The following is an 18,151-nucleotide window of genomic DNA, read 5'->3' on the forward strand; positions in this document are numbered from 1 at the left end:
CGCGCTCGACCGCGTGACGTTCTCGGGCAACTCCGCCGACGGCGCGGGCGGGGCGATCCACTTCAACGTCGGTTCGGCCGACGCCACGCTCTCGATCACCGACTCGACGATCGCCTTCAACACGGCGAATCTCGACGCCGACGGCTCGGGAGACGGCGGTGGCCTGAGCGTGGTGCCGCAGGGGGCCTCCACGGCGACGCTCGTGCTGCGCAACTCGATCCTGGCCGCGAACGTCGATGGCGGCGGCACGATCGTCCCCGACCTCTATTTCAGCAACGGTGCGCTCGTCGACTGGCAGAGCTCCGGCTTCAACCTGATCGGCTCGAATGCCGGCGCGACCGGCACGGTCGGCGGCGGCCTGCCGAACGCCGAGGACGACTATGTCGGCTCGGCGGCCTCACCGCTCGATCCGCGGCTCGACATCCTGAACAACTGGGGCGATGAAGCGCTGGCGACCCACCGCCCGCTGCTTTCGCCGCTCTCGCCGGCGATCGACGCCGGCTCGTGCCCGGGCTCGACCGGCGACCAGCGTCGCTACGGCGACGCCGGGGCCGGCCTCCGCCGGGTCGATCTCGCGCCGGTCCCCAACGGCTCCGCCAGCGACGGCTGCGATATCGGCGCCCACGAGCGCGCCGGCGCGCCGGGCGCCGACCGGGAGTTCTTCGCCGACGGCTTCGAAGCCGGCCATACGCTGCTCTGGTCGAGCGAGGTGCTCTGAGGCCGCCGCCGGTCGGCTCCGGCCGGTGACGCCGAGCGCGACGACGATCAGGACCGCCGCCACGGCGAAGGTGCTCCGCATGCCCATGGCGACGGCAATCGGGGGTGCGGTCGCGAGGTCGTTCGTCGACGACGCGAGCGTGAAGACCGCTCCCATGAACGAAGCCCCGGTGATCAGTCCCAGGTTGCGCGACAGATTGAGCAGGCCCGAGACGAACCCCCGTTGGTCCGGAGCCAGGTTCGACAGCACGGTGGTGTTGTTGGCCGTCTGGAAGAGCGCGTAGCCGGCGGTGACGACGACGATGGGAGCGAGGTAGCCGGGCGCCCCCAGCGTGGCCGGGAGCAACGCCAGGGCCGCAGCACCGGCCGCCATCGCGCCGAGGCCGGCGAGTGTCATGCGTGACGCTCCGAAGCGGTCCGCGATCCGTCCGGCTGGCACGGCGGTGAGGGCGGCGACCAGCGGGCCGAGCGAGAGCAGGAGTCCGACGCGGACCGCGTCGAGCGCGAGCGTGCGAGAGAGGTAGAACGGACCGACGACCATCGTCGCCATGATCACGGTAGAGACGAGCGCGCTCGAGGCGAGTCCTGCACGCAGCGTCGCCTCGCGGAACATCGCCAGCCGGACGAGCGGCGAAGGCGAGCGCCGCTCGACCTGCACGAAGAGAGCGGCGAGGCACGCTGCAGCCAGAATCAGCGCGAGGTTGAGCGGGCCGAAGCTGCCGCGTCCGAGCGTCATGGCGAGGGCGTAGGCCGCGAGCGCCAGCGCCAGCAGGAGCGTACCGGCGAGGTCGAAGCCGGAGCGAGCCGCGCCGGATCTCGCGGCAGTGGCGGGGAGGTTGCGACGGGCGAGCCACCAGGCCAGAAGACCGAGCGGTGCCTGCAGGAGAAAGATCGCCCGCCAGCCGGGACCAGCGACCAGAAGGCCGCCGAGCGAGGGACCGAGAGCGGTGCCGAGCGCGGACATCGATCCGAGCAGCCCCATGGCGCTGCCGGTCCTTTCTGGCGGAACGACCTCGCCGACGAAGGCGAGAGAAAGGGCGAGAAGGAAGGCCGCGCCGAGCCCCTGAACCGCGCGCGCGGCGATCAGCCATCCGAGCCCCGGCGCGACGCCGCAACCGATCGATGCCAGCGTGAACAGGGCAATCCCGGCGAGGAGCATCCCGCGGCGGCCGAAGAGGTCGCCGAGCCGGCCGACGCCGACGATCAGCGTGGTGACGGCGAGGAGGTAGGCCAGCACGACCCACTGGACTGCCTGGAACGAGGCGGCGAACTCCTGCGCGATCGTCGGCAGGGCGACGTTGGCGATACTCGTTCCGAGCGCAGCGAGCAGCATGGAGAGCGCGAGGGCGGCGAGAGCCCAGCGCGCCGATGGCGGACGAGGAGGCTCTGCGTGGGTCGTCGCAGCGGGCGTTGCGCGGGTCGGCTGGAGCATGGCTTCAAGGTAGCGCGGCAGGACATAGGGCGCAAGACGCAATCGATGCAAAGTGTCGTTGCGTGGAACGCCCTATCCCGATAGGGTCGATCCATGGCGGATCCCGACCTCAACCTGCTCGTCACTCTCGATGTGCTGCTGGCTGAGGGCAGCGTCACGCGCGCCGGGCGGCGCCTGCGGCTCAGCCCATCGGCGATGAGCCGGGCCCTGGCCCGCCTGCGCGCGACGACCGGCGATCCGCTGCTGGTGCGCGCTGGCCGCGGGCTCGTTCCCACGCCGCGGGCGCTCGCGCTGCGCGAACGGGTGCGGCCGCTCGTCGAGGAGGCGAACGAAGTGCTCCGCCCGGCCGGGAAGCTCGACCTGGCGCGCCTCGAGCGCACGTTCACCCTGCGCACCCGCGAGGGCTTCGTCGAGAACTTCGGGCCGGCCCTCCTGGCGCGCGTTCTGCGGGATGCGCCGGGGGTGCGGTTGACCTTTCGGCAGAAGCTCGACCGCGAGAGCGCCGCGCTGCGCGAAGGTCGGGTCGATCTGGAGACGGGTGTGGTCGGGCCGACGACCGGGCCGGAGCTGCGCGCGCAGGCGCTCTTCGGCGACCGCTTCGTCGGTGTCGTGCGCCCGGGGCATCCGCTGACACGCGGACGGATCACCCCCGCCCGCTACGCGGCGGGCGGGCACATCCATGTCGACCTGCGAGGCCCCGGCAGTGACCAGGTCGATCGGGCCCTCGAGACCCTGGGGCGCGAGCGGAACCTCGTCGTCTACGTCGACGGCTTCGTGGCCGCGCTGGCTCTCGCCCGCGCCACCGACCTGATCGCGACGCTCCCCGAGCGCCACACCGGAAACCTGCGCTCCGGCCTGCACAGCTTCCGCCTGCCCGTCGCGACTCCGGAGTTCACCCTCTCCCTGCTCTGGCATCCGCGCATGGACGCCGATCCCGCCCACCGCTGGCTGCGCGAATGTGTGCGCGCGGTCTGCGCTGAGCGACCCTGACCCGGCGTTGTTCGCCCGCGGAGGAGAACCTGTACTCCTTCATCCTGCGTCTGCGCAGCCCCCTGGTCAGCCGCACGACCGACTCGCGCAGAGACCCGGAGCCGCGATCCCGCGGCCTGTCCTCCATGGCCGTCGCTCAGTCCGGTACGCAGAGCCCGGACTGCGGACGGCAGTCGTGCGGGTTGCCAGTCGGTTCGTCGTTCTCCCAGTCGGCGTGGCGGCAGCGGTTCATGCCCTGCGGCACACCCAGAGGGTGGTCCGAGCAGAACTGCGCGAGCGAGCAGCCGAGTGCGTCCACCGCGACTCCCGCCGCCGTGCCCGTGCAGGCGTCCGCGACCGCCGGCACTGCGTCGCCGTCGGCGTCGTCGAGGAGCGCACCGAGCTCGGCCTCGAGATCGGCAACCCGCGCCGCGAGCGCAGCGCGCTCCGCAGAGCAGTCGCCGAGCTCCTCCGTGCAGGCGTCGAGATCTTCCTGGCAGGCGGCCGTGCCGCACGCGACGGCCGACCGCGTCGGATCGCCGGGCGTGGAAGTGGCCGGGTCGTCGGTCGCGATCCGCGCCGAGGCATACTGACCGCTCCATGAGCCCGGCGTGTAGGAGCCCAGCTCGACCAGGATCTCGCCCTGGTTGGCGACCTCGGGCAGCACCGTGGCCTCGAACTCGACGATCGCCGAGTCGGTGTCGCCGAAGTTCATCTCGACGATTTCCACGCGGCGGTCGGCCTCCGAGTTGCCCTCGAGGACGAGACCGTGGGTCGTGCTCACGCTACCTGCGACCAGTTCGAGGCCCGGGCCGAGCTCATCGGTGAAGCTCCGGCCGACCCGCCCCTGCGCCTCCACCGTGTAGCGCAACCGGTCGCCGCCGGAGATCGCGCCGTCGCCGTCCGCGTCGATCTCCAGCTCGACGCTCTTCTCGGCCCACCCCCATGGCTTCGGCGCCTCGACGCTGTAGACGCGGGGGGCGTCGAACTCGGTGAGCGTCGACCAGCGCGCGACGATGTCGCCGTCGCCGGCGAGCAGGTCGACGGTCAGCAGATAGTTGCCGAACGGAGCATCGAACTCGGCGACGCGCACCCAGCCGGTCGCGTAGTCGCGGCTGCCGAGGGCGAGATGGTCGGCGAAGAGGACGACCCCCGGATCGAGGGAGGCGAAGCGCACGTGCACTCCGGCGAAATCCGCAACGGGCGCGTAGTCGGTTTGCAGATGGACCAGGACGACTTCGGCGCGGGCGGCGCCGGCGAGGCCGGCAACCAGAACGGCCGCGGCGGTGGCAAGGAACAGACGACCGGTGAGTGGCTTGCACATGTTCTCTCTCTCCCCTTCTGCATGGCCCCGCCGGATCTCGGCAAGGGTCGGGCCGCCGGGTCGCCAGCGGCCGGTCAGCCGGCCGGGCTCCTCCTGCGGTTCCGGGTCTGCCTGACTCAGTGTTCCAGGGAGAGGTTTCGTTACATCCAGCCGATTCAATGGCGCGCGTGGGGAAACCCGGTCTCCTCGATCTTGCGATCGAGCTTGGCCGCCCCAACGCCGGGCTCGCGGGCAGTCCGGGCGCGGCTGCCGAGGGGGGAGCTGGATCTCCGCTCGATCACGCAGACGGGGGTAGAGTGCTGAGCTTCAAAGAGCTCACGAGGAGACGAGCATGGGCGTGACGACTCGCGACATCTTCGATGCAGCGCCGAGCGTGGAGCCGGCGACGCCCGGCAGTTACGGCGAAGCGCCTGATGGCTTTCGACTGCCGGAGGAAACGTCGGTCGGGGCGGTCACGCTCCAGGTCGCCGACCTCGAGCGTTCGCTCGAGTTCTACCGCACGACCCTCGGCTTGGCCGAGCTCGGAAGGGACGAGATGGGCGCCGTGCTCGGAGCTGGCGCCCGTCCGCTCGTCGAGCTGCGCCTTTGGCGCGGCGCCCGACCTGCGGGCCGCGGCCGGCTCGGTCTCTTCCACTTCGCGATCCTGGTCCCGGACCGGTCGGCGCTGGGCCGGTTCGTTCAGCATCTCTCCCAGGTCGGCGTCCGCCCCGGCGCCGGGGATCACCTGGTCAGCGAGGCGTTCTATCTCACCGATCCGGACGGGCTCGGCATCGAGGTCTACGCCGACCGACCGCGCGCCCTCTGGCGCCGCAACGGACGCGAGCTCCTGATGGCGACCGATCCGGTCGATGTTCCTGCGGTCATGGCTGCGGGCGAGAGCGGCCCCTGGACGGGAATGCCGGACGGCACGACGATGGGGCACGTCCACCTCCACGTCGGCGACCTCGAGCTCGCCTCACGCTTCTATTCGCAGGCGCTCGGCTTCGATCGCATCGTCTGGAGCTACCCCGGAGCTCTCTTCCTCTCGGCGGGGGGCTACCACCACCACCTCGGCACCAACCTCTGGGCCGGCCCGGGCGCCCGCGCACCCGAACCCGACCAGGCGCAGCTCCTCGAGTGGACGCTAGAGCTGCCGGACGCCGCGTCGGTCCGGAGCGCCGCCGCGAGTCTCGAGAGCGCCGGATTCGCGGCCGAGATCGCTCCCGAAGGAACCAGTGCCCGGACCCGAGACCCGTGGCGGACGCCACTCGCCCTCGTGGTCCGCGGATCCGACCCGCTTTCGCGAACGGTCTGAATGATGCTGCAGTCAGGCTCGGAGCCGCTCACGAGGCGATCGAACGGCTGACGGAGATTCCCGGAGTCGGATTGAACCGGAATGCCGCGACGAGCGACTTTCCTCAGGATCGCGAAGTACGGCGACAGCGAAAGGAAGCTACCCGGCATGGCCCGCAGAACCGCCCGCCTCTTCGATGAGTACCTGGCCGCCGCCGCGCGGGTCGGCGACCGCGGCGCCTTCGGGCAACTCGCCGAACGCTGGCAGCCGAAGCTCCTCGCCCACGCCTGGCGGCTGTTGGGCGAAGCGGACGCGGCGCGCGACGTGGTGCAGAGCGCCTGGATCGATATTGCGCGCGGCCTCGGACGCCTCGAGGACGCGTCGCTCTTCGCTGCCTGGGCCTACCGCATCGTCTCTCGCCGGGCGGCCGACGCGATCCGGGAGCGCGTCCGCGCCAGACGGCTCGGTGCTGCATTCGCTGCGGAATCGCCGGGCACCGACGACACGGCAGGTCGGATGGAAACGGCGGCGGATGTCGAGCCGCTGGCGAGAGCGATCGCCGGTTTGCCGCCCGACCAGCGGGCCGCAGTCGCGCTGTTCTACATGGAAGAGCTCAGCGTCGCGGAGATCGCCGTGGCGATGAGCGTGCCGGCGGGCACCGTGAAGACCCGCCTGATGCATGCGCGGGCGAAACTTCGCGCCGCACTGAAAGGAGAAGGCCATGGATGAGCTTGACCGGAGGATCGAGGCCGCCCTGGGAGTTGAAGACCGCGCGATCCTCGCCAGGCTCGGCGAGCAGGGAATCGTCAGCCAGTTGGTCGGTATCTACGACGGTGCCGCGCGCGGAATGGCCGTCTTCGCGACGATCCTCACCTTCGCGCTCTTTGCCGCCGCGGTCTATTGCGGCTGGAAGTTCTTCGACGCCAGGGATGTGCTCGACGCGGTGCGCTGGGGGGCGGGTGCAGCTCTCCTGATGATGATGGTCGGCTTCCTGAAGCTATGGTTCTGGTTGCGCATGGAGTCGAATCGCGTCCTGCGCGAGATCAAGCGGCTCGAGCTCCAGATCGTCCGCTCGGCGGCGCGATGAACCGGGCGCCGTCGGCGCCCGCCTGGTGCGGCGGCGGGCGATGGGCGTCAGCCCCGCCGAGCCGCCTCGATAGCGGCGACGTCGATCTTCTGCATCGTCATCATCGCGTCGAAGGCGCGCTTCGCCTCGGAGCCACCCGCCGCCATCGCCTCGGTGAGCACGCGGGGGGTGATCTGCCAGTTGAGGCCCCAGCGGTCCTTGCACCAGCCGCACGCGCTTTCCTGGCCGCCGTTGCCGACGATTGCATTCCAGTAGCGGTCCGTCTCTGCCTGATCGTCGGTCGCGATCTGGAAGGAAAAGGCCTCGCTATGCGGAAACTCCGGGCCACCGTTCAGGCCGAGGCAGGGAATACCCAGAACGGTGAACTCCACCGTGAGCTCATCCCCCTCCTTGCCGCCCGGGTAGTCTCCGGGCGCCTTGTGAACGGCGGTCACTTTGCTGTCCGGAAAGGTGGCGGCGTAGAACCGAGCCGCTTCGTGGGCGTTCCTGTCGAACCAGAGACAGATCGTGTTCTTTGGCGTCATGTTCGAGGGCTCCCTTGAACTGGGGTCTGGTCGAGCGCCGCGCACTGCGCGCCGAACCGCGTTCCATTTTCGGGGAAGTGGCGGTGCAGAAGAGGTGCCAGAACTCGCCTGGGAACCCGACTGCCGAATCTGGCGGCGCTGCTGGCGCGCCGGCGGGCGCCTCGCACGGTCGCCACGCTGCGCGGAATGTTCATGGCGATTGAAGAATTTGCGCGGCGGGCAGTCTTCCCTCCTGCAGTGGGCGCCGCTTCTCATGGCATCGACCCTGCAGGCTCTCGTCGCTGACGGCAATCCCGCCTGTCCCGTTCGCAGAGGCCGACATGACCAAGAGCAAGACTTCAGGATCCCGAAGCGCAAAGCAGGAGGAGACGATTGCGAAAGGCCAGGGGAACGAGCCCGCTCAGCGGCACCAGCCGGACCTCGACAACGGCGATCGCGACTCCCGCGCCGCGACGTCGCACAAGGACGCGTCGCAGCACAAGGGCGGGGACCGCGACGAGACGTCGACGGGAGGGCAGCAGCAGGGCGGTCCCGGCTCGCCTCCGTTTCCGCGCTTCGACCGCGCGAATGACGGCGGCTCGCCGAAGAACCGCTAGTGAAGTAGCGAATGTGCGGTCGAAGGACATCGTCGACTCCGTGGCTTCGAATGGCACAGGACTTGCGAATCAGGCGAAGATGACCTCGAGCCCGATTCAGCCGCCGCCGACCGACCCGCCGCCGCCTCCCTACCAGGATCCTCCGGTGCCGACGCAGGTGCCGCCGATGGCGCCGCCGCGCGATCCGGTCGAGGCGCCGATCCAGGACCCGCCACTCCCGCCGGCGGAAGATCCACCGCAACCGATTCAGGACCCGCCGCCGCCTTCGAGGGAACCTCTGCCGGGGACTGCTTAGGCGACCTCGAGAGGCCGGACAGGGTCGACCTGTCTGGCGTCGGCTCGAGGTGCCGTGAAAACTGCTGCCTCAGAAGGATCGGCGCAGCGAGGGGCCGGCGACGGGCGCCTCGGAACTCCCGGCGATGAGCGCGCGGGTCCTCTCCACGACCATCTGCCGGACTCTGCGGATTCGGCGGTCGTCGCTTTTTCGTGCGCGCTCCCAGAAGGCACCCATCGCGGCAGCAGCGTGGGAGAACTGCAGGTTCTTCGACTGACGAGCCAACGGTTGCGACATGGGGATCTCCTTCCCAGGTAGTTGTGAAATTCATCACAGTCCGACTGCTGCGTGTATCTGCATTTGGAGCTTTGCATTCTCGATGCCAGGCACCTCGAGGCCGGGCGTTGGTAGGCTCGTGCGCGCGCCCACTTCGCAAGGAGGACGAGTGATGACGAATCAGGGTCGAAGACCTGCGTCCGGAAGCGAACCCCCGTTCGCGGCCGGCTTCCGCGAGGACGCCGCGCAGCTCGCGCCGGAGATCGCCGCCGCGCTCTCACGGGCGATGGCGAGCGCGGACGAGCGGATCACCCTGCCGGCGGGAGCCGCCGCCGCTCTGGCCGGGCTCGATGTGCCGCTGCCGGAGAGCGGCGCCGGCACTTTCCCGACGCTCGCCAGGCTCCGGGCGCTGGTGGACGCCGCCGGAGCGAACACCAACGGGCCCAGGTGCTTCCACTTCGTGATCGGCGGCACGACCCCGGCGGCGCTCGGTGCCGACCTCCTGGCGACGATCCACGACACGGTGACCTATACCTGGGTGACGTCGCCGGTCGGCGTGACCCTCGAGTTGCAGGCGCTCGCCTGGTTGAAGGAGCTCTTCGGGCTGCCGCGCGCGTGGTCCGGCATCATGGTCACCGGCGCCAGCATGGCGAACTTCGTTGCGCTCGCCGCCGCGCGCCAATGGTGGGGCGAGCGACACGGCGTCGATGTCTCGGAGCGCGGGCTCTCGGGGCTCCCGCCGATGCCCGTGCTGAGCTCGGGCTACGTGCACGCCTCGGCGCGCAAGGTCCTGGCGCTCCTCGGCCACGGACGCGACGCGGTGAAGGTCTGCTCCCGCGACCCCGGTGGCCGTCTCGACCTCACGCTCTTCGAGCGCGAGTTGGCGCGGCTCGCGGGCGCTCCGGCGGTGGTGATCCTCAACGCCGGCGAGGTCAACGCGGGCGACTTCGATCCGATCGCCGAGGCCATCGTCCTCGCGCGCCGGTACGACGCCTGGGTCCACGTGGACGGGGCGTTCGGCCTCTTCGCCCGGCTCTCGCCGCGCACGGAGCACCTGGCGCGCGGCGTCGAGGGCGCCGACTCGGTGACCGTGGACGGACACAAGTGGCTGAACGTGCCGTACGACGCCGGCTACGCCTTGGTGCGCGACCACGAGCTGATGTTGAAGGCCTTCCGCTACACCGCCGACTATCTGCCGGCGCCGGACGAGCCGCGCCCGACCCTCGGCGCCCTCGGTCCGGAGAGCTCGCGGCGGGCGCGCGGGTTCGCGACCTGGGCGACGCTCGCGGCCTACGGGCGGGACGGCGTCCGCCGCCTGGTGGAGCACAACCTCGACCTCGCGCAGCATCTGGCAAGGGGCGTCGACGCCGCGCCCGACCTCGAGCGCCTGGCGGAGGTTCAACTGAACATCGTGCCCTTCCGCTACAACCCGGGCGGCGTGGACGAGGCGGCGCTCGATGACCTCAACCGCCGCCTCGGCGAAGCGGTCCTCGAAGACGGCCGCTTCCTCATCGGCACCTCGAAGCTCGCCGGGCGCACGATCTTCCGCCCCGCCTTCTCGAACTGGCGGACCCGCAACGAAGACGTCGACGAGCTGGTCGCCGTCCTGCGTGAGCTCGGTGCACGGTTGGAGCGTTGAACCGGGCAGTCGGGCGACGCCGAGCGTCGCCGGCTCGGGCTATGGGCAGGATTGGTCGAAGAACTCGATGTCGCCGTTCGACGCGAACTGGCCGAGGGGGACGGTCACGGTCTCGGCCTTGCAGGCCTGGAGATCTTCCACGGTGTAGGCGAGCGCGACGTTCGACGTCGAGGCGTAGAAGAACCAGTAAGAGCCGTTCGCGCTGCAGCCGTTGACGATCTTCACCAGCAGCTCGAGGATCTGCGGGTTGAAGAAATAGAAGAAGCCGGAGTCCGCCGTATAGGCGAGCGCCACGCCCGGACCGCTCCCGCCCGAGAAATCGGTCCAGGTGACCCGCACGCGGAACCGGTTCGGCGTGCCCGAGCCGCCCGCCAGGCAGAGCGTGTTGGCGTCGGAAACGCAGAGGGAGGGTGTGCAGTTGTCGTCGTTGTCGAGGATCGTCACCGTCGAAGTCGACGGACTGCCCAGCGTCGCACCGCCGGTCGGCGACGAAAGGACGACCGTGAAGTTCTCGCTCGCCTCGGTCGCCGTGTCGTCGAGGACGGGCACGGTGAAGCTCAGGTCGCCACCGACGCCGCTGTCCCAGGCCAGCAGTCCGGTCCTGCTCGCATAGTCGTCGGGCGCGCCTGCGGTGCCGTCCGAGGTCGCGTAGTGGACCGAGGCGGGTCCCGTCGATCCGCCCACCCTGCGTACGGTCAGGGTCACCGACCCATCGCTTTCGTCGACTGAACTGGTCGCTTCCGCGAACCGGAGACTTCCGGCACTCCCGCCTTCGAGGGGTGGCGTGTTCTCGGCGAAGTATTCGTGGCTGTCGGCGTTGTGCACCGCGAGATTCGGCTGCGACGTCGCGAGACCCCTGCAGGAGGTCTGACCGTAGACATGGTCGTCGGTCGCCGCGACGACGTTGAAATGCGACATCTCGTGGACCAGCGTCCCGGCCTTGGAGTCGGTGCCGGTGGCCGGCGCCGTCCAGAAGGCATTGCAGACGTAGATGGTGTACGGCTGACTCGGATAGACGTAGGCGTAGTAGGGGTCGTCGCAGGAGCAGTCGACGACGATCGGCGCCGTCTGGAACGCGCTGCGGATGGCGATGAAGTGATTCGAGACGGTGTCGAAGCGACCACTGTTGGCGGCGCCGAACCAGGTGGTGTAGCGCGACCCGACCGTCGACCAGGTCCTGCCGTCGAGGTAGGACTTGGCGCCGGTCGAATAGCTGAGGGCGTTCCCTACCGCCGTGGTCACAGCGGTCGACTGGCTGGCCGAGCAGTTCTGGGTGGAGAGCGAGCTCTCTCCCGCCGGCGCGGCGGACCAGGCCGGAAGCGGCAGAGAGGAGGGGCCCTCGCGCCAGACCGCAACGGCGTTCGACTCGACAGTTTCGCGCAATCCGCCGGCGCCGGGGGCGAAGCTGTGGTTGCCTTCGGCGCCGATACCTTCCAGCAGGTCGATGCGGTAGGCGACGACGTACTCGCCGCCTCCGCTCATGTCGTAGTGCCTCGTGAGCTCGGTCACGGCGGAGAGGGACTCGCCCGGCGCGAGCGCCACGAAGTCGGCGGGGCCGGGGGCGGCGCGCTTGACGAGGCGGCCGAGATAGGTGACGGGCTGGCCGTCGCGGGTCACGGCGAAGAGGCTCGCGTCGAGGCGCGGGCCCGGCACGAGCCAGCGCGGCAGCAGAACGGTCCGCGGCGAACGATTCTCGATCGTCACCGTCGCGACGACGTCCTCCTCCGCGGCGAGCCACACGGAGTTGAGGGCGAGGTCCGCACGCAGCCACGCCGCCCGAACCGGAGCGGCCGACAGCACGATCGACAGGACGACCAGCAGGGTCTTGCGCATGGCATCACTTCCTCGAGGTCTGGGTCGGCACTCTATCCGAGCCGCCGCTTCGCAGGACGCGACCTCGAGCGGGCCGGCCTTCGGAACCGCCGCCTCAGGGTTCTGCGACTCCGCCGCCCGTCGAGGCGAGATCGAGATGCCAGCCCGGATGCCACCAGCGGCCTTCGCGCAACACGAAGATCTCGGTGAGTCGGCCGGCGAGGGTGCGCTCCTGGCCCTCCGACTCGAGCACGACCGAGTAGCGGCCGTAGAGCGCGACGGCGTCGCCCAGCCGCTGCGCCCGCGTCTCGGGAAACTCCAGGCGCACGAGGCGGCCGCCGCCGGCACGGAAGGCGCGCGATTCGGCGAGTGTCTTCTCGAGATCGCTGAACGGGCCGTCGCCCATGTCGATGCCGATGAACTCGGGCGGCAGAAGGCTGCGGAGCGCCGCCTCGTCGCCGCCGAACCAGGCGCGCCAGGCCGACTCGCGCAGCCGCAGGATCTCCGGGTCGATCGCCGTGTCACGGGCCGGCGCGGGCGGCGCTGGCGATGGCGCCTGCGCCGGCAGCGGCAGCGGCATCGCGATGATGGCGATGATGGCGATGATGGCGAAGATCGCACCGATCGAGGCGATCGAGGCGATCGAGCCGGGGGGCAGGGTCTTCGCGAGAATCGGGATTCTTCGGGGGGATCGCATCGAAGCTCCTCCTGTGGGAAGAGCAAAATGTACCGAAGTCGCCGCCTTCGGCGCTTGCGGTTTCTTGCTCGATTCCGGCCCTGGCGCAGCTACCTCGGGCCGGCGGCCGGTCTCCACAGCCGCCGACAGCTCGCGAGCGACGAGACGAGCTGCAAGCTCCCGAGCTCTCCGATTCGTTCACGCTGGGGTGGAACGACCTCCCGGCTACGCCAGCCGCCGGCGGGCGAGGTCGGGGTTCCGGCGGTACTCGAGGAGCGCGCTGAGGATGAGCGGGGCGACGATGGTGGCGTCGGACTCGATCACGAACATCGGCGTCTCTTCGGTGAGCTTGTCCCAGGTGATCTTCTCGTTGGGCGTCGCGCCCGAATAGGAACCGTACGAGGTCGTCGAGTCGGAGATCTGGCAGAAGTAGGCCCACGGGCGGACGGGCTGCTGCAGGTCGTACTTGATCGACGGCACGACGCAGATCGGGAAGTCCCCCGCGATGCCGCCGCCGATCTGGAAGAAGCCGACGCCCGCGCCCTCCGCAGCGTCCCCCGCGGCGCCTTCAGCCAGCGCGGGGTACTGGTCGTAGAAGGCAGCCATGTACTCGATGCCCGACTTGGCGATGGTGGCGGAGAAGTCGCCGAACTTGACGTGCGAGGCGAAGATGTTGCCGAAGGTCGAGTCCTCGTAGCCGGGCACGACGATCGGGAGGCGGGCCTCGGCGGCGGCGAGGAGCCAGCACTCATCGGGATTCCCCTCGTGCAGGTCGCGCGGCAGCGCGAGGACGAGATCGTAGAAGTACTCGTGCCAGAAGTGGCGCTCGCCGTTGGCCTCGGCGCGCTCCCACGCCGGCACGAGGAACTTCTCGACCGCCCGGAAGGCCTCGTCCTCCGGAATGCTCGTATCGGTGACCCGCCGCATCCGCTGCTCGAGAATGCGGGTGTCGTCCTGCTTGGTGAAATAGCGGTAGTCGGGGAAATCCTTGTAGCTCCGGTGGGCCACGAGCCGGAAGAGCGACTCCTCGAGATTCGCTCCGGTCACCGACAGGCCGTGGATCAGGCCCTCGCGAATCGCCGGCGCCAGGGTGATGCCGAGTTGGGCCGAGGACATGGCTCCGGCGATGGACCAGAACATCTTCCCGCCGCCTTCGAGATGACGGATGTAGGCGAGCAGCGCGTCGCGCGTCGCGCGGGCATTGAAGTTCTGGTAGTTGCGCAGGACGAAATCGAGAATCGGAAGGTTCGTGTCGGACATGAAGAGGACTTTACCAATTCCCCGGCGCGCGGAGCCGTTCTGGATCTCCTGCCCACCGCCCCCGCTCAGACCATCTCTCGCCCCCGGGCGACGAGGGCCTGGAAGATGGCGGAAAAGCTCCGCCCTTTGCCCTCTGCCGGCGTCGTGTTGGAGAGCAGGATCACCCCGACCCGCTTCGACGGCTCGGCCAGCATCTCGGCCTGCACGCCCGGGTCGGTCCCGCCGTGGCCGATGAAGGTCACGTCCATCTTCGTGGACCAGAAGATTCCGGAGTTCTTCTCCGCGAGTTGCACGTTCCCGGGCCGGTTCTCCGGCGTGTACTGGAAGCGCTGCATCTCCCCGGCGGAGGGCGGCGCGAGAATGCGGACGCCGTCGTGCATTCCACCATTGAGAAGGGCCAGGAAGAACCGCGAGAGGTCGGACACGGAGGTCCGCAGGCCGCCATCCGGGTAGGTGGCCAGCCCGTAGAGTGGAATTTCGACCGGTGATCCGGCGCTCGCGTCGTACAGCCTGGAGTGCCGGGCTGGATCGACCTCGGAGAGGAACCAGCCGGTGCTGGACATGCCGAGCGGCCGGAAGATCCCGCTCCGCGTGGATTCCGCGAACCCGAGACCGGTCGCCCTTTCGATGGCGTAGGCGGCGAGTGCAGCGCCGATATTGGAGTACTCCCGCGCAGCGCCCGGCCTCGCCGCGATGAAGTTGTCCTGCGAGTAGAGCTTTCCCTGCGGCTCGAAGTAGTCGCGCAGAAAGTCCCCGAGAGCCACCGGAGAATCGCCGCCCTGATGGTAGGAGGAGCTGTAGACGGGCTCGCGATCGGCGATTCCGGAAGTATGGATCGCGAGCTGGCGGAGGGTGATGGGGACCTCGGGATGGCGCGGGTTGCGGACGCGGAACGGCAGGTGGACGTTGACGTCATCGTCGAGCTTCAGCTTCCCGTCCTCGACGGCGCGCATCAGGCTGACGCCGATCACCGTCTTGGAGATCGAGCCGACGTTCATCACCGTTTCCGGAGTGAACGGCCGGCGAGCCTCCCGATCGGCGAAACCATACCCTTTCGTCCACACCACCTTGCCGTCGACCAGGATCGCCGCGCCGAGGCCGACCAGTCCCGCCTCGCGCATCCTCTCCTCGATCCGCAGGTCGAGGGCGGCATCGGCATCGGAGGGGTGGGTCGGCTCGCGGCGGACCTCGGCCTGTCGCGGGGCCGGTACGGGCTGCGGCGGTTCTGCGCCCCTCCCGACTCCCCCGGCCAGTCCCGCCGCCCCGCCCAGCGCCGCCGCGGCCGCCACGACCCACGTTCCCGTCAAGCGCGACTTTCTCCGCATAGGTTCGACTCCCGACAGAGCTCACCTGGTGGAGAGGGCGCCCATCGCCGATCCATCGGTGCTCACTTTCACTACGAACGAAAGGGCCACCCGGTTAGCCGGGTCGGGCGACAGGTTTGCCTTCACCCTTGCGGAAGAGTCCCCTCCGAGCCGCTTCCCGAGGCTAGCGGGGGGCGTTCGTTGCCGGCGACAGCAGCCGCTCGAGGATCTCGGCCACCTCCTCGGGCGCGAACGAGAGAGTCGCGTCGCCGACCGTGAGCTCGACGACGCGAATCGAAGGCGTCGCTCCGGCGGAGCTGCGCGCCCAGGTGAAGAGGCTCCGCTCCTCGGCGAGGCGGCGCGCCGCCGCGAGGAAGGCACCGGCTTCGACCCGCAGGTGCAGGTGCATCATCGGAGTGGGCGGGGGATCGGGAACCACCTCGAGGTTCGGGACCCGGCGGAGAGCCTCGGCGATGGCGCGCGCATGCTCGCAGTAGCGCGGCATGAGCGGCAGGCGCTGGCGCAGCGCGGCGAGCCCCGACGCCGCGCCCGGCCAGAGGCCGAAGAGCGTGCCGCCGTGCCGGCGGCGCCAGGCGCGCGCCTCGGCGATGACCTCCTCCTCGCCGGCGAGACAACAACCGGCAAGACCTCCGAGCCCTTTGTAGAGCGAGACGTAGACGGTGTCGAACAGGGCGGCGATAGCGGCGGGGGAACGCTCGTAGTGCGGCGTGCACTCCCAGAGCCGGGCGCCGTCGAGATGGAGGGCCGCGCCCTGCGCGCGCACGAAGGCGACCTGCTCTTCGAGGTCGCTCCACGGCGGCAGGCGGCCGCCGATCTCGCGCTGCGGCAGCTCGAGGAGGAGGGCGGCGAGCGGCTCGCCGACGCCGCGCAGATCCTCGATCGTGATGAGCCCGCGCGGGTCGCCGATCTTCAGGCCGACGAGACCGTGGAGTCGCTGATACGCCTTGTCTTCGTGGAGCTCGAGGTGCGCCGTCGGATGGAAGGCGACGGTGCGAACGCCGCGGCGGTCGGCGTGGATGCGCAGCGCGATCTGTTGCGCCATCGTGCCCGACGGCATGAAGAGCGCCGCGGGCTTGCCGAGGACGGTCCGCATCTTCTCCTCGAGCGCCGCGACCGCGCCGCCGGCGCCGTACCGGTCGACCCCGGCGTCCGCCGGAATCGCGGCGAGAAGCTCGGCGGCGCTGCGGTTGCCGTGTCCGTCGAGCGCCCGCGCGCGGGTCCAGCGAAAGGAGTCGAGATTCTCCGGTTGGGGCTCGCGCAGGGTCCCGCCGATGTCCATGCCTCGCATCCCCTTCGCCTGCATGGAGCGGAAAAACACAGCGTAACGCACTTCGTTTCGAGCCTGCCGGCACGAGCGCCTGGGCGTGCGTTGCCCGGAATGAGTGGTGGCGCGGGTACTTACTACCCGGTTCGCGACGGCATTCGAGTCGATCTTCGTAGTAAGCCCGCTTCCCTGCGGGGTGATCGTGCCCTACGCTGAAAAGGCTTCGACGGCAGGGCAGCGGGTGCAAACGCTCTCCTCAGGATCGTCGTCTCTCGCCCGGTGCTCGGAAATGCCCGTCTCACCGAGGCGCCCGTCCGGTTCCAGAAGGCACTCTTCGAATCGCGGGAGCGACCTGCTCCGCGGCGCGAGCTCTGGATCCGATCTCGATCAGGGGGCAGAGCTGCTGGGACAAGGAGAAGGAAAATGAGACTCGGAAGCAGAAGGAACGGGATCTACAACCGGACCCTGCCCGACTTCACCGAGCTCTATGGCGGCGATCTCACCGGGCAGACGCTGGCGCCGGGGCTCTACAAGTGGGCGCCTGATCGTGCCCGCCTCGTCTAGCGCTCCTCGCAGACGTGCTCGTGCTGCGCATCGCGCGCCACGGGCGTGCGCTTGCCCTCCGAGGCGAGGCTGTCGTAATAGGCCTTGGCGCTCGCTTCGACTTGTGCTCCGGCCTCGGCGCGTCCGTCCAAGAGGACCTCGAGGAGCTTGCGCCGGAACTGGGTGCGCAACGTCCAGCCCGGATCGCCGCTGGTAAGCACCACGGCGCCGACCTTCTGCTCTGGAAGCCAGATCATGTCGCTGTGGTGCCCGATCCTGTCGCCGCCGTGGTGCACCACCGGCACGTCGTAGGTCGTCTCGACCATGAGGCCCATGCCGTAGATCGCATCGTTGCCCAGCGGCACCTGTTTCTCGCGCCGCGCGAGCAGCGGATCGCGCGCGATGTAGCGTTGCCCGCCCGGCAGCATTCCCTCGTCGACTTCCATCTGCACCTGGCGCAGCATGTCGCGCACGTTGGCCCACGCCGCGCCGGCCGGGCGGACCGGGATCACCGCGTAGTGGAGCTCCATCACTGCCGGCGCGGTCTTGCCGTCGATGTCCGGCGCGTGCGGTCGGGCCTGATTTCCGGCCTGGGCGCGCGCGTAGTCGAAGGTCGTCGACGTCATGCCGAGCGGATCGAACGGCTCGGCCTGCTTGGCCTTGTCGTAGGCGGCGCCCAGCTCGAGCTCGGGGTAGAGCAGGTGGCCCGCGGCGAAGCCGGCGGCGTCAACCCGGGCGCGGGTGCGACAGGCACGAAGCGCCTGCCCACGTGATACCGCCGCGAGGGACTCGGGCAGGAGCGTCGGTCAGGGGAATGGCGCCCGGTTTCGACCTCGGACTCGTCGGTCGCGTTCGGAGATGGACTTCAAGGTTGCCGGGCGGCGGCCGCAGCTCCTGGGGACGCGGCGGCGGATTTCGCCCCCCCGCAGCGGCGCTGAGGTGTCCGGGCGATCCGGCGGGCCTCGATTCTGCGGGCCCGAGCCCAGAACGCGCCCATCGCAGCGGCAGCGTGAGAAAACTTCCAGTTCTCCGAACGACGAACGAGCGGTTGAGACATTGCGATCTCCTTGGCAGGTTCCCTGTTCTCTAGTACCGCGTTTCCTTGGGGAGGAGGACAGGCCTGTGGGGGAAGGTCGACGGCGCGCGGCGAGGCGACCTCA

16 protein-coding genes and 1 pseudogene are annotated in these 18,151 nt (G+C 69.7%); 7 read left to right on the forward strand and 10 right to left on the reverse strand.

Features of this window, described 5'->3' with window-relative positions; genetic code table 11:
* Positions 1-397: 397 nt before the first annotated feature.
* A complete protein-coding gene (locus KBI44_15410) occupies positions 398-2,149 on the reverse strand; it encodes an MFS transporter (GenBank protein MBP9145870.1) in 1,752 nt (583 codons plus the stop codon).
* 93 nt (positions 2,150-2,242) lie between these two features.
* On the opposite strand from KBI44_15410, the gene KBI44_15415 reads away from it, so the two are divergent.
* Positions 2,243-3,139, forward strand: a complete 897-nt coding sequence (locus KBI44_15415; GenBank protein ID MBP9145871.1) for a LysR family transcriptional regulator — start codon at positions 2,243-2,245, stop codon at positions 3,137-3,139.
* A 136-nt stretch (positions 3,140-3,275) separates the two neighbouring features.
* Here KBI44_15415 and KBI44_15420 read toward each other — a convergent pair whose 3' ends face one another.
* Complete coding sequence (locus tag KBI44_15420; protein ID MBP9145872.1) at positions 3,276-4,442, reverse strand: hypothetical protein; 1,167 nt, start codon at positions 4,440-4,442, stop codon at positions 3,276-3,278.
* A 331-nt stretch (positions 4,443-4,773) separates the two neighbouring features.
* Between KBI44_15420 and KBI44_15425 the strand changes: the two genes are divergently transcribed.
* From KBI44_15425 to KBI44_15435, 3 genes are all read left to right on the forward strand, one after another.
* Positions 4,774-5,736 (forward strand): VOC family protein, encoded by a 963-nt coding sequence (locus KBI44_15425; GenBank protein MBP9145873.1) that lies wholly within the window; start codon positions 4,774-4,776, stop codon positions 5,734-5,736.
* Between the two features lie 147 nt (positions 5,737-5,883).
* A complete protein-coding gene (locus KBI44_15430) occupies positions 5,884-6,444 on the forward strand; it encodes an RNA polymerase sigma factor (GenBank protein MBP9145874.1) in 561 nt (186 codons plus the stop codon).
* Positions 6,437-6,802 carry a hypothetical protein gene (locus KBI44_15435; GenBank protein ID MBP9145875.1) on the forward strand — a complete coding sequence of 122 codons (366 nt, stop codon included), beginning with the start codon at positions 6,437-6,439 and terminating at the stop codon, positions 6,800-6,802. The genes KBI44_15430 and KBI44_15435 overlap by 8 nt, the downstream gene beginning before the upstream one ends.
* Positions 6,803-6,849: 47 nt before the next feature.
* On the opposite strand, the gene KBI44_15440 is transcribed toward KBI44_15435, so the two are convergent.
* Entirely contained in the window at positions 6,850-7,326 is a 477-nt protein-coding gene (locus KBI44_15440) for a VOC family protein (protein ID MBP9145876.1), read from the reverse strand.
* A gap of 320 nt (positions 7,327-7,646) precedes the next feature.
* Here KBI44_15440 and KBI44_15445 point away from each other — a divergent pair, with 320 nt between their 5' ends.
* Positions 7,647-7,922, forward strand: a complete 276-nt coding sequence (locus KBI44_15445; GenBank protein ID MBP9145877.1) for a hypothetical protein — start codon at positions 7,647-7,649, stop codon at positions 7,920-7,922.
* 364 nt (positions 7,923-8,286) lie between these two features.
* On the opposite strand, the gene KBI44_15450 is transcribed toward KBI44_15445, so the two are convergent.
* Positions 8,287-8,493, reverse strand: a complete 207-nt coding sequence (locus KBI44_15450; protein ID MBP9145878.1) for a hypothetical protein — start codon at positions 8,491-8,493, stop codon at positions 8,287-8,289.
* 151 nt (positions 8,494-8,644) lie between these two features.
* Between KBI44_15450 and KBI44_15455 the strand changes: the two genes are divergently transcribed.
* Positions 8,645-10,111, forward strand: coding sequence for an aspartate aminotransferase family protein (locus tag KBI44_15455; GenBank protein ID MBP9145879.1), 1,467 nt, complete (start codon positions 8,645-8,647; stop codon positions 10,109-10,111).
* A 39-nt stretch (positions 10,112-10,150) separates the two neighbouring features.
* Here KBI44_15455 and KBI44_15460 read toward each other — a convergent pair whose 3' ends face one another.
* From KBI44_15460 to KBI44_15480, 5 genes are all read right to left on the reverse strand, one after another.
* A complete protein-coding gene (locus KBI44_15460; protein MBP9145880.1) occupies positions 10,151-11,944 on the reverse strand; it encodes a hypothetical protein in 1,794 nt (597 codons plus the stop codon).
* A 94-nt stretch (positions 11,945-12,038) separates the two neighbouring features.
* Entirely contained in the window at positions 12,039-12,620 is a 582-nt protein-coding gene (locus KBI44_15465; protein ID MBP9145881.1) for a nuclear transport factor 2 family protein, read from the reverse strand.
* A gap of 204 nt (positions 12,621-12,824) precedes the next feature.
* Positions 12,825-13,859 carry a deoxyhypusine synthase family protein gene (locus KBI44_15470; protein ID MBP9145882.1) on the reverse strand — a complete coding sequence of 345 codons (1,035 nt, stop codon included), beginning with the start codon at positions 13,857-13,859 and terminating at the stop codon, positions 12,825-12,827.
* 65 nt (positions 13,860-13,924) lie between these two features.
* Complete coding sequence (locus KBI44_15475) at positions 13,925-15,166, reverse strand: beta-lactamase family protein (protein ID MBP9145883.1); 1,242 nt, start codon at positions 15,164-15,166, stop codon at positions 13,925-13,927.
* A 181-nt stretch (positions 15,167-15,347) separates the two neighbouring features.
* A complete protein-coding gene (locus KBI44_15480; GenBank protein ID MBP9145884.1) occupies positions 15,348-16,463 on the reverse strand; it encodes a threonine aldolase in 1,116 nt (371 codons plus the stop codon).
* Positions 16,464-16,907: 444 nt separating this feature from the next.
* On the opposite strand from KBI44_15480, the pseudogene KBI44_15485 reads away from it, so the two are divergent.
* A pseudogene (locus tag KBI44_15485) lies at positions 16,908-16,985 on the forward strand (DUF3494 domain-containing protein).
* A 23-nt stretch (positions 16,986-17,008) separates the two neighbouring features.
* Here KBI44_15485 and KBI44_15490 read toward each other — a convergent pair.
* Positions 17,009-17,788, reverse strand: coding sequence for a serine hydrolase (locus KBI44_15490; protein MBP9145885.1), 780 nt, complete (start codon positions 17,786-17,788; stop codon positions 17,009-17,011).
* Positions 17,789-18,151 lie beyond the last annotated feature (363 nt).

It is taken from the genome of Thermoanaerobaculia bacterium (assembly GCA_018057705.1).
In the GTDB taxonomy this organism is placed as follows: domain Bacteria; phylum Acidobacteriota; class Thermoanaerobaculia; order Multivoradales; family JAGPDF01; genus JAGPDF01.

What these genes read in the sequence shown, in the direction of transcription:
- KBI44_15410 (MBP9145870.1), bottom strand. Translation starts at nt 2,149, where the DNA reads ATGCTCCAGCCGACCCGCGCAACGCCCGCTGCGACGACCCACGCAGAG.
- KBI44_15415 (MBP9145871.1), top strand. Translation starts at nt 2,243, where the DNA reads ATGGCGGATCCCGACCTCAACCTGCTCGTCACTCTCGATGTGCTGCTG.
- KBI44_15420 (MBP9145872.1), bottom strand. Translation starts at nt 4,442, where the DNA reads ATGTGCAAGCCACTCACCGGTCGTCTGTTCCTTGCCACCGCCGCGGCC.
- KBI44_15425 (MBP9145873.1), top strand. Translation starts at nt 4,774, where the DNA reads ATGGGCGTGACGACTCGCGACATCTTCGATGCAGCGCCGAGCGTGGAG.
- KBI44_15430 (MBP9145874.1), top strand. Translation starts at nt 5,884, where the DNA reads ATGGCCCGCAGAACCGCCCGCCTCTTCGATGAGTACCTGGCCGCCGCC.
- KBI44_15435 (MBP9145875.1), top strand. Translation starts at nt 6,437, where the DNA reads ATGGATGAGCTTGACCGGAGGATCGAGGCCGCCCTGGGAGTTGAAGAC.
- KBI44_15440 (MBP9145876.1), bottom strand. Translation starts at nt 7,326, where the DNA reads ATGACGCCAAAGAACACGATCTGTCTCTGGTTCGACAGGAACGCCCAC.
- KBI44_15445 (MBP9145877.1), top strand. Translation starts at nt 7,647, where the DNA reads ATGACCAAGAGCAAGACTTCAGGATCCCGAAGCGCAAAGCAGGAGGAG.
- KBI44_15450 (MBP9145878.1), bottom strand. Translation starts at nt 8,493, where the DNA reads ATGTCGCAACCGTTGGCTCGTCAGTCGAAGAACCTGCAGTTCTCCCAC.
- KBI44_15455 (MBP9145879.1), top strand. Translation starts at nt 8,645, where the DNA reads ATGACGAATCAGGGTCGAAGACCTGCGTCCGGAAGCGAACCCCCGTTC.
- KBI44_15460 (MBP9145880.1), bottom strand. Translation starts at nt 11,944, where the DNA reads ATGCGCAAGACCCTGCTGGTCGTCCTGTCGATCGTGCTGTCGGCCGCT.
- KBI44_15465 (MBP9145881.1), bottom strand. Translation starts at nt 12,620, where the DNA reads ATGCGATCCCCCCGAAGAATCCCGATTCTCGCGAAGACCCTGCCCCCC.
- KBI44_15470 (MBP9145882.1), bottom strand. Translation starts at nt 13,859, where the DNA reads ATGTCCGACACGAACCTTCCGATTCTCGATTTCGTCCTGCGCAACTAC.
- KBI44_15480 (MBP9145884.1), bottom strand. Translation starts at nt 16,463, where the DNA reads ATGGACATCGGCGGGACCCTGCGCGAGCCCCAACCGGAGAATCTCGAC.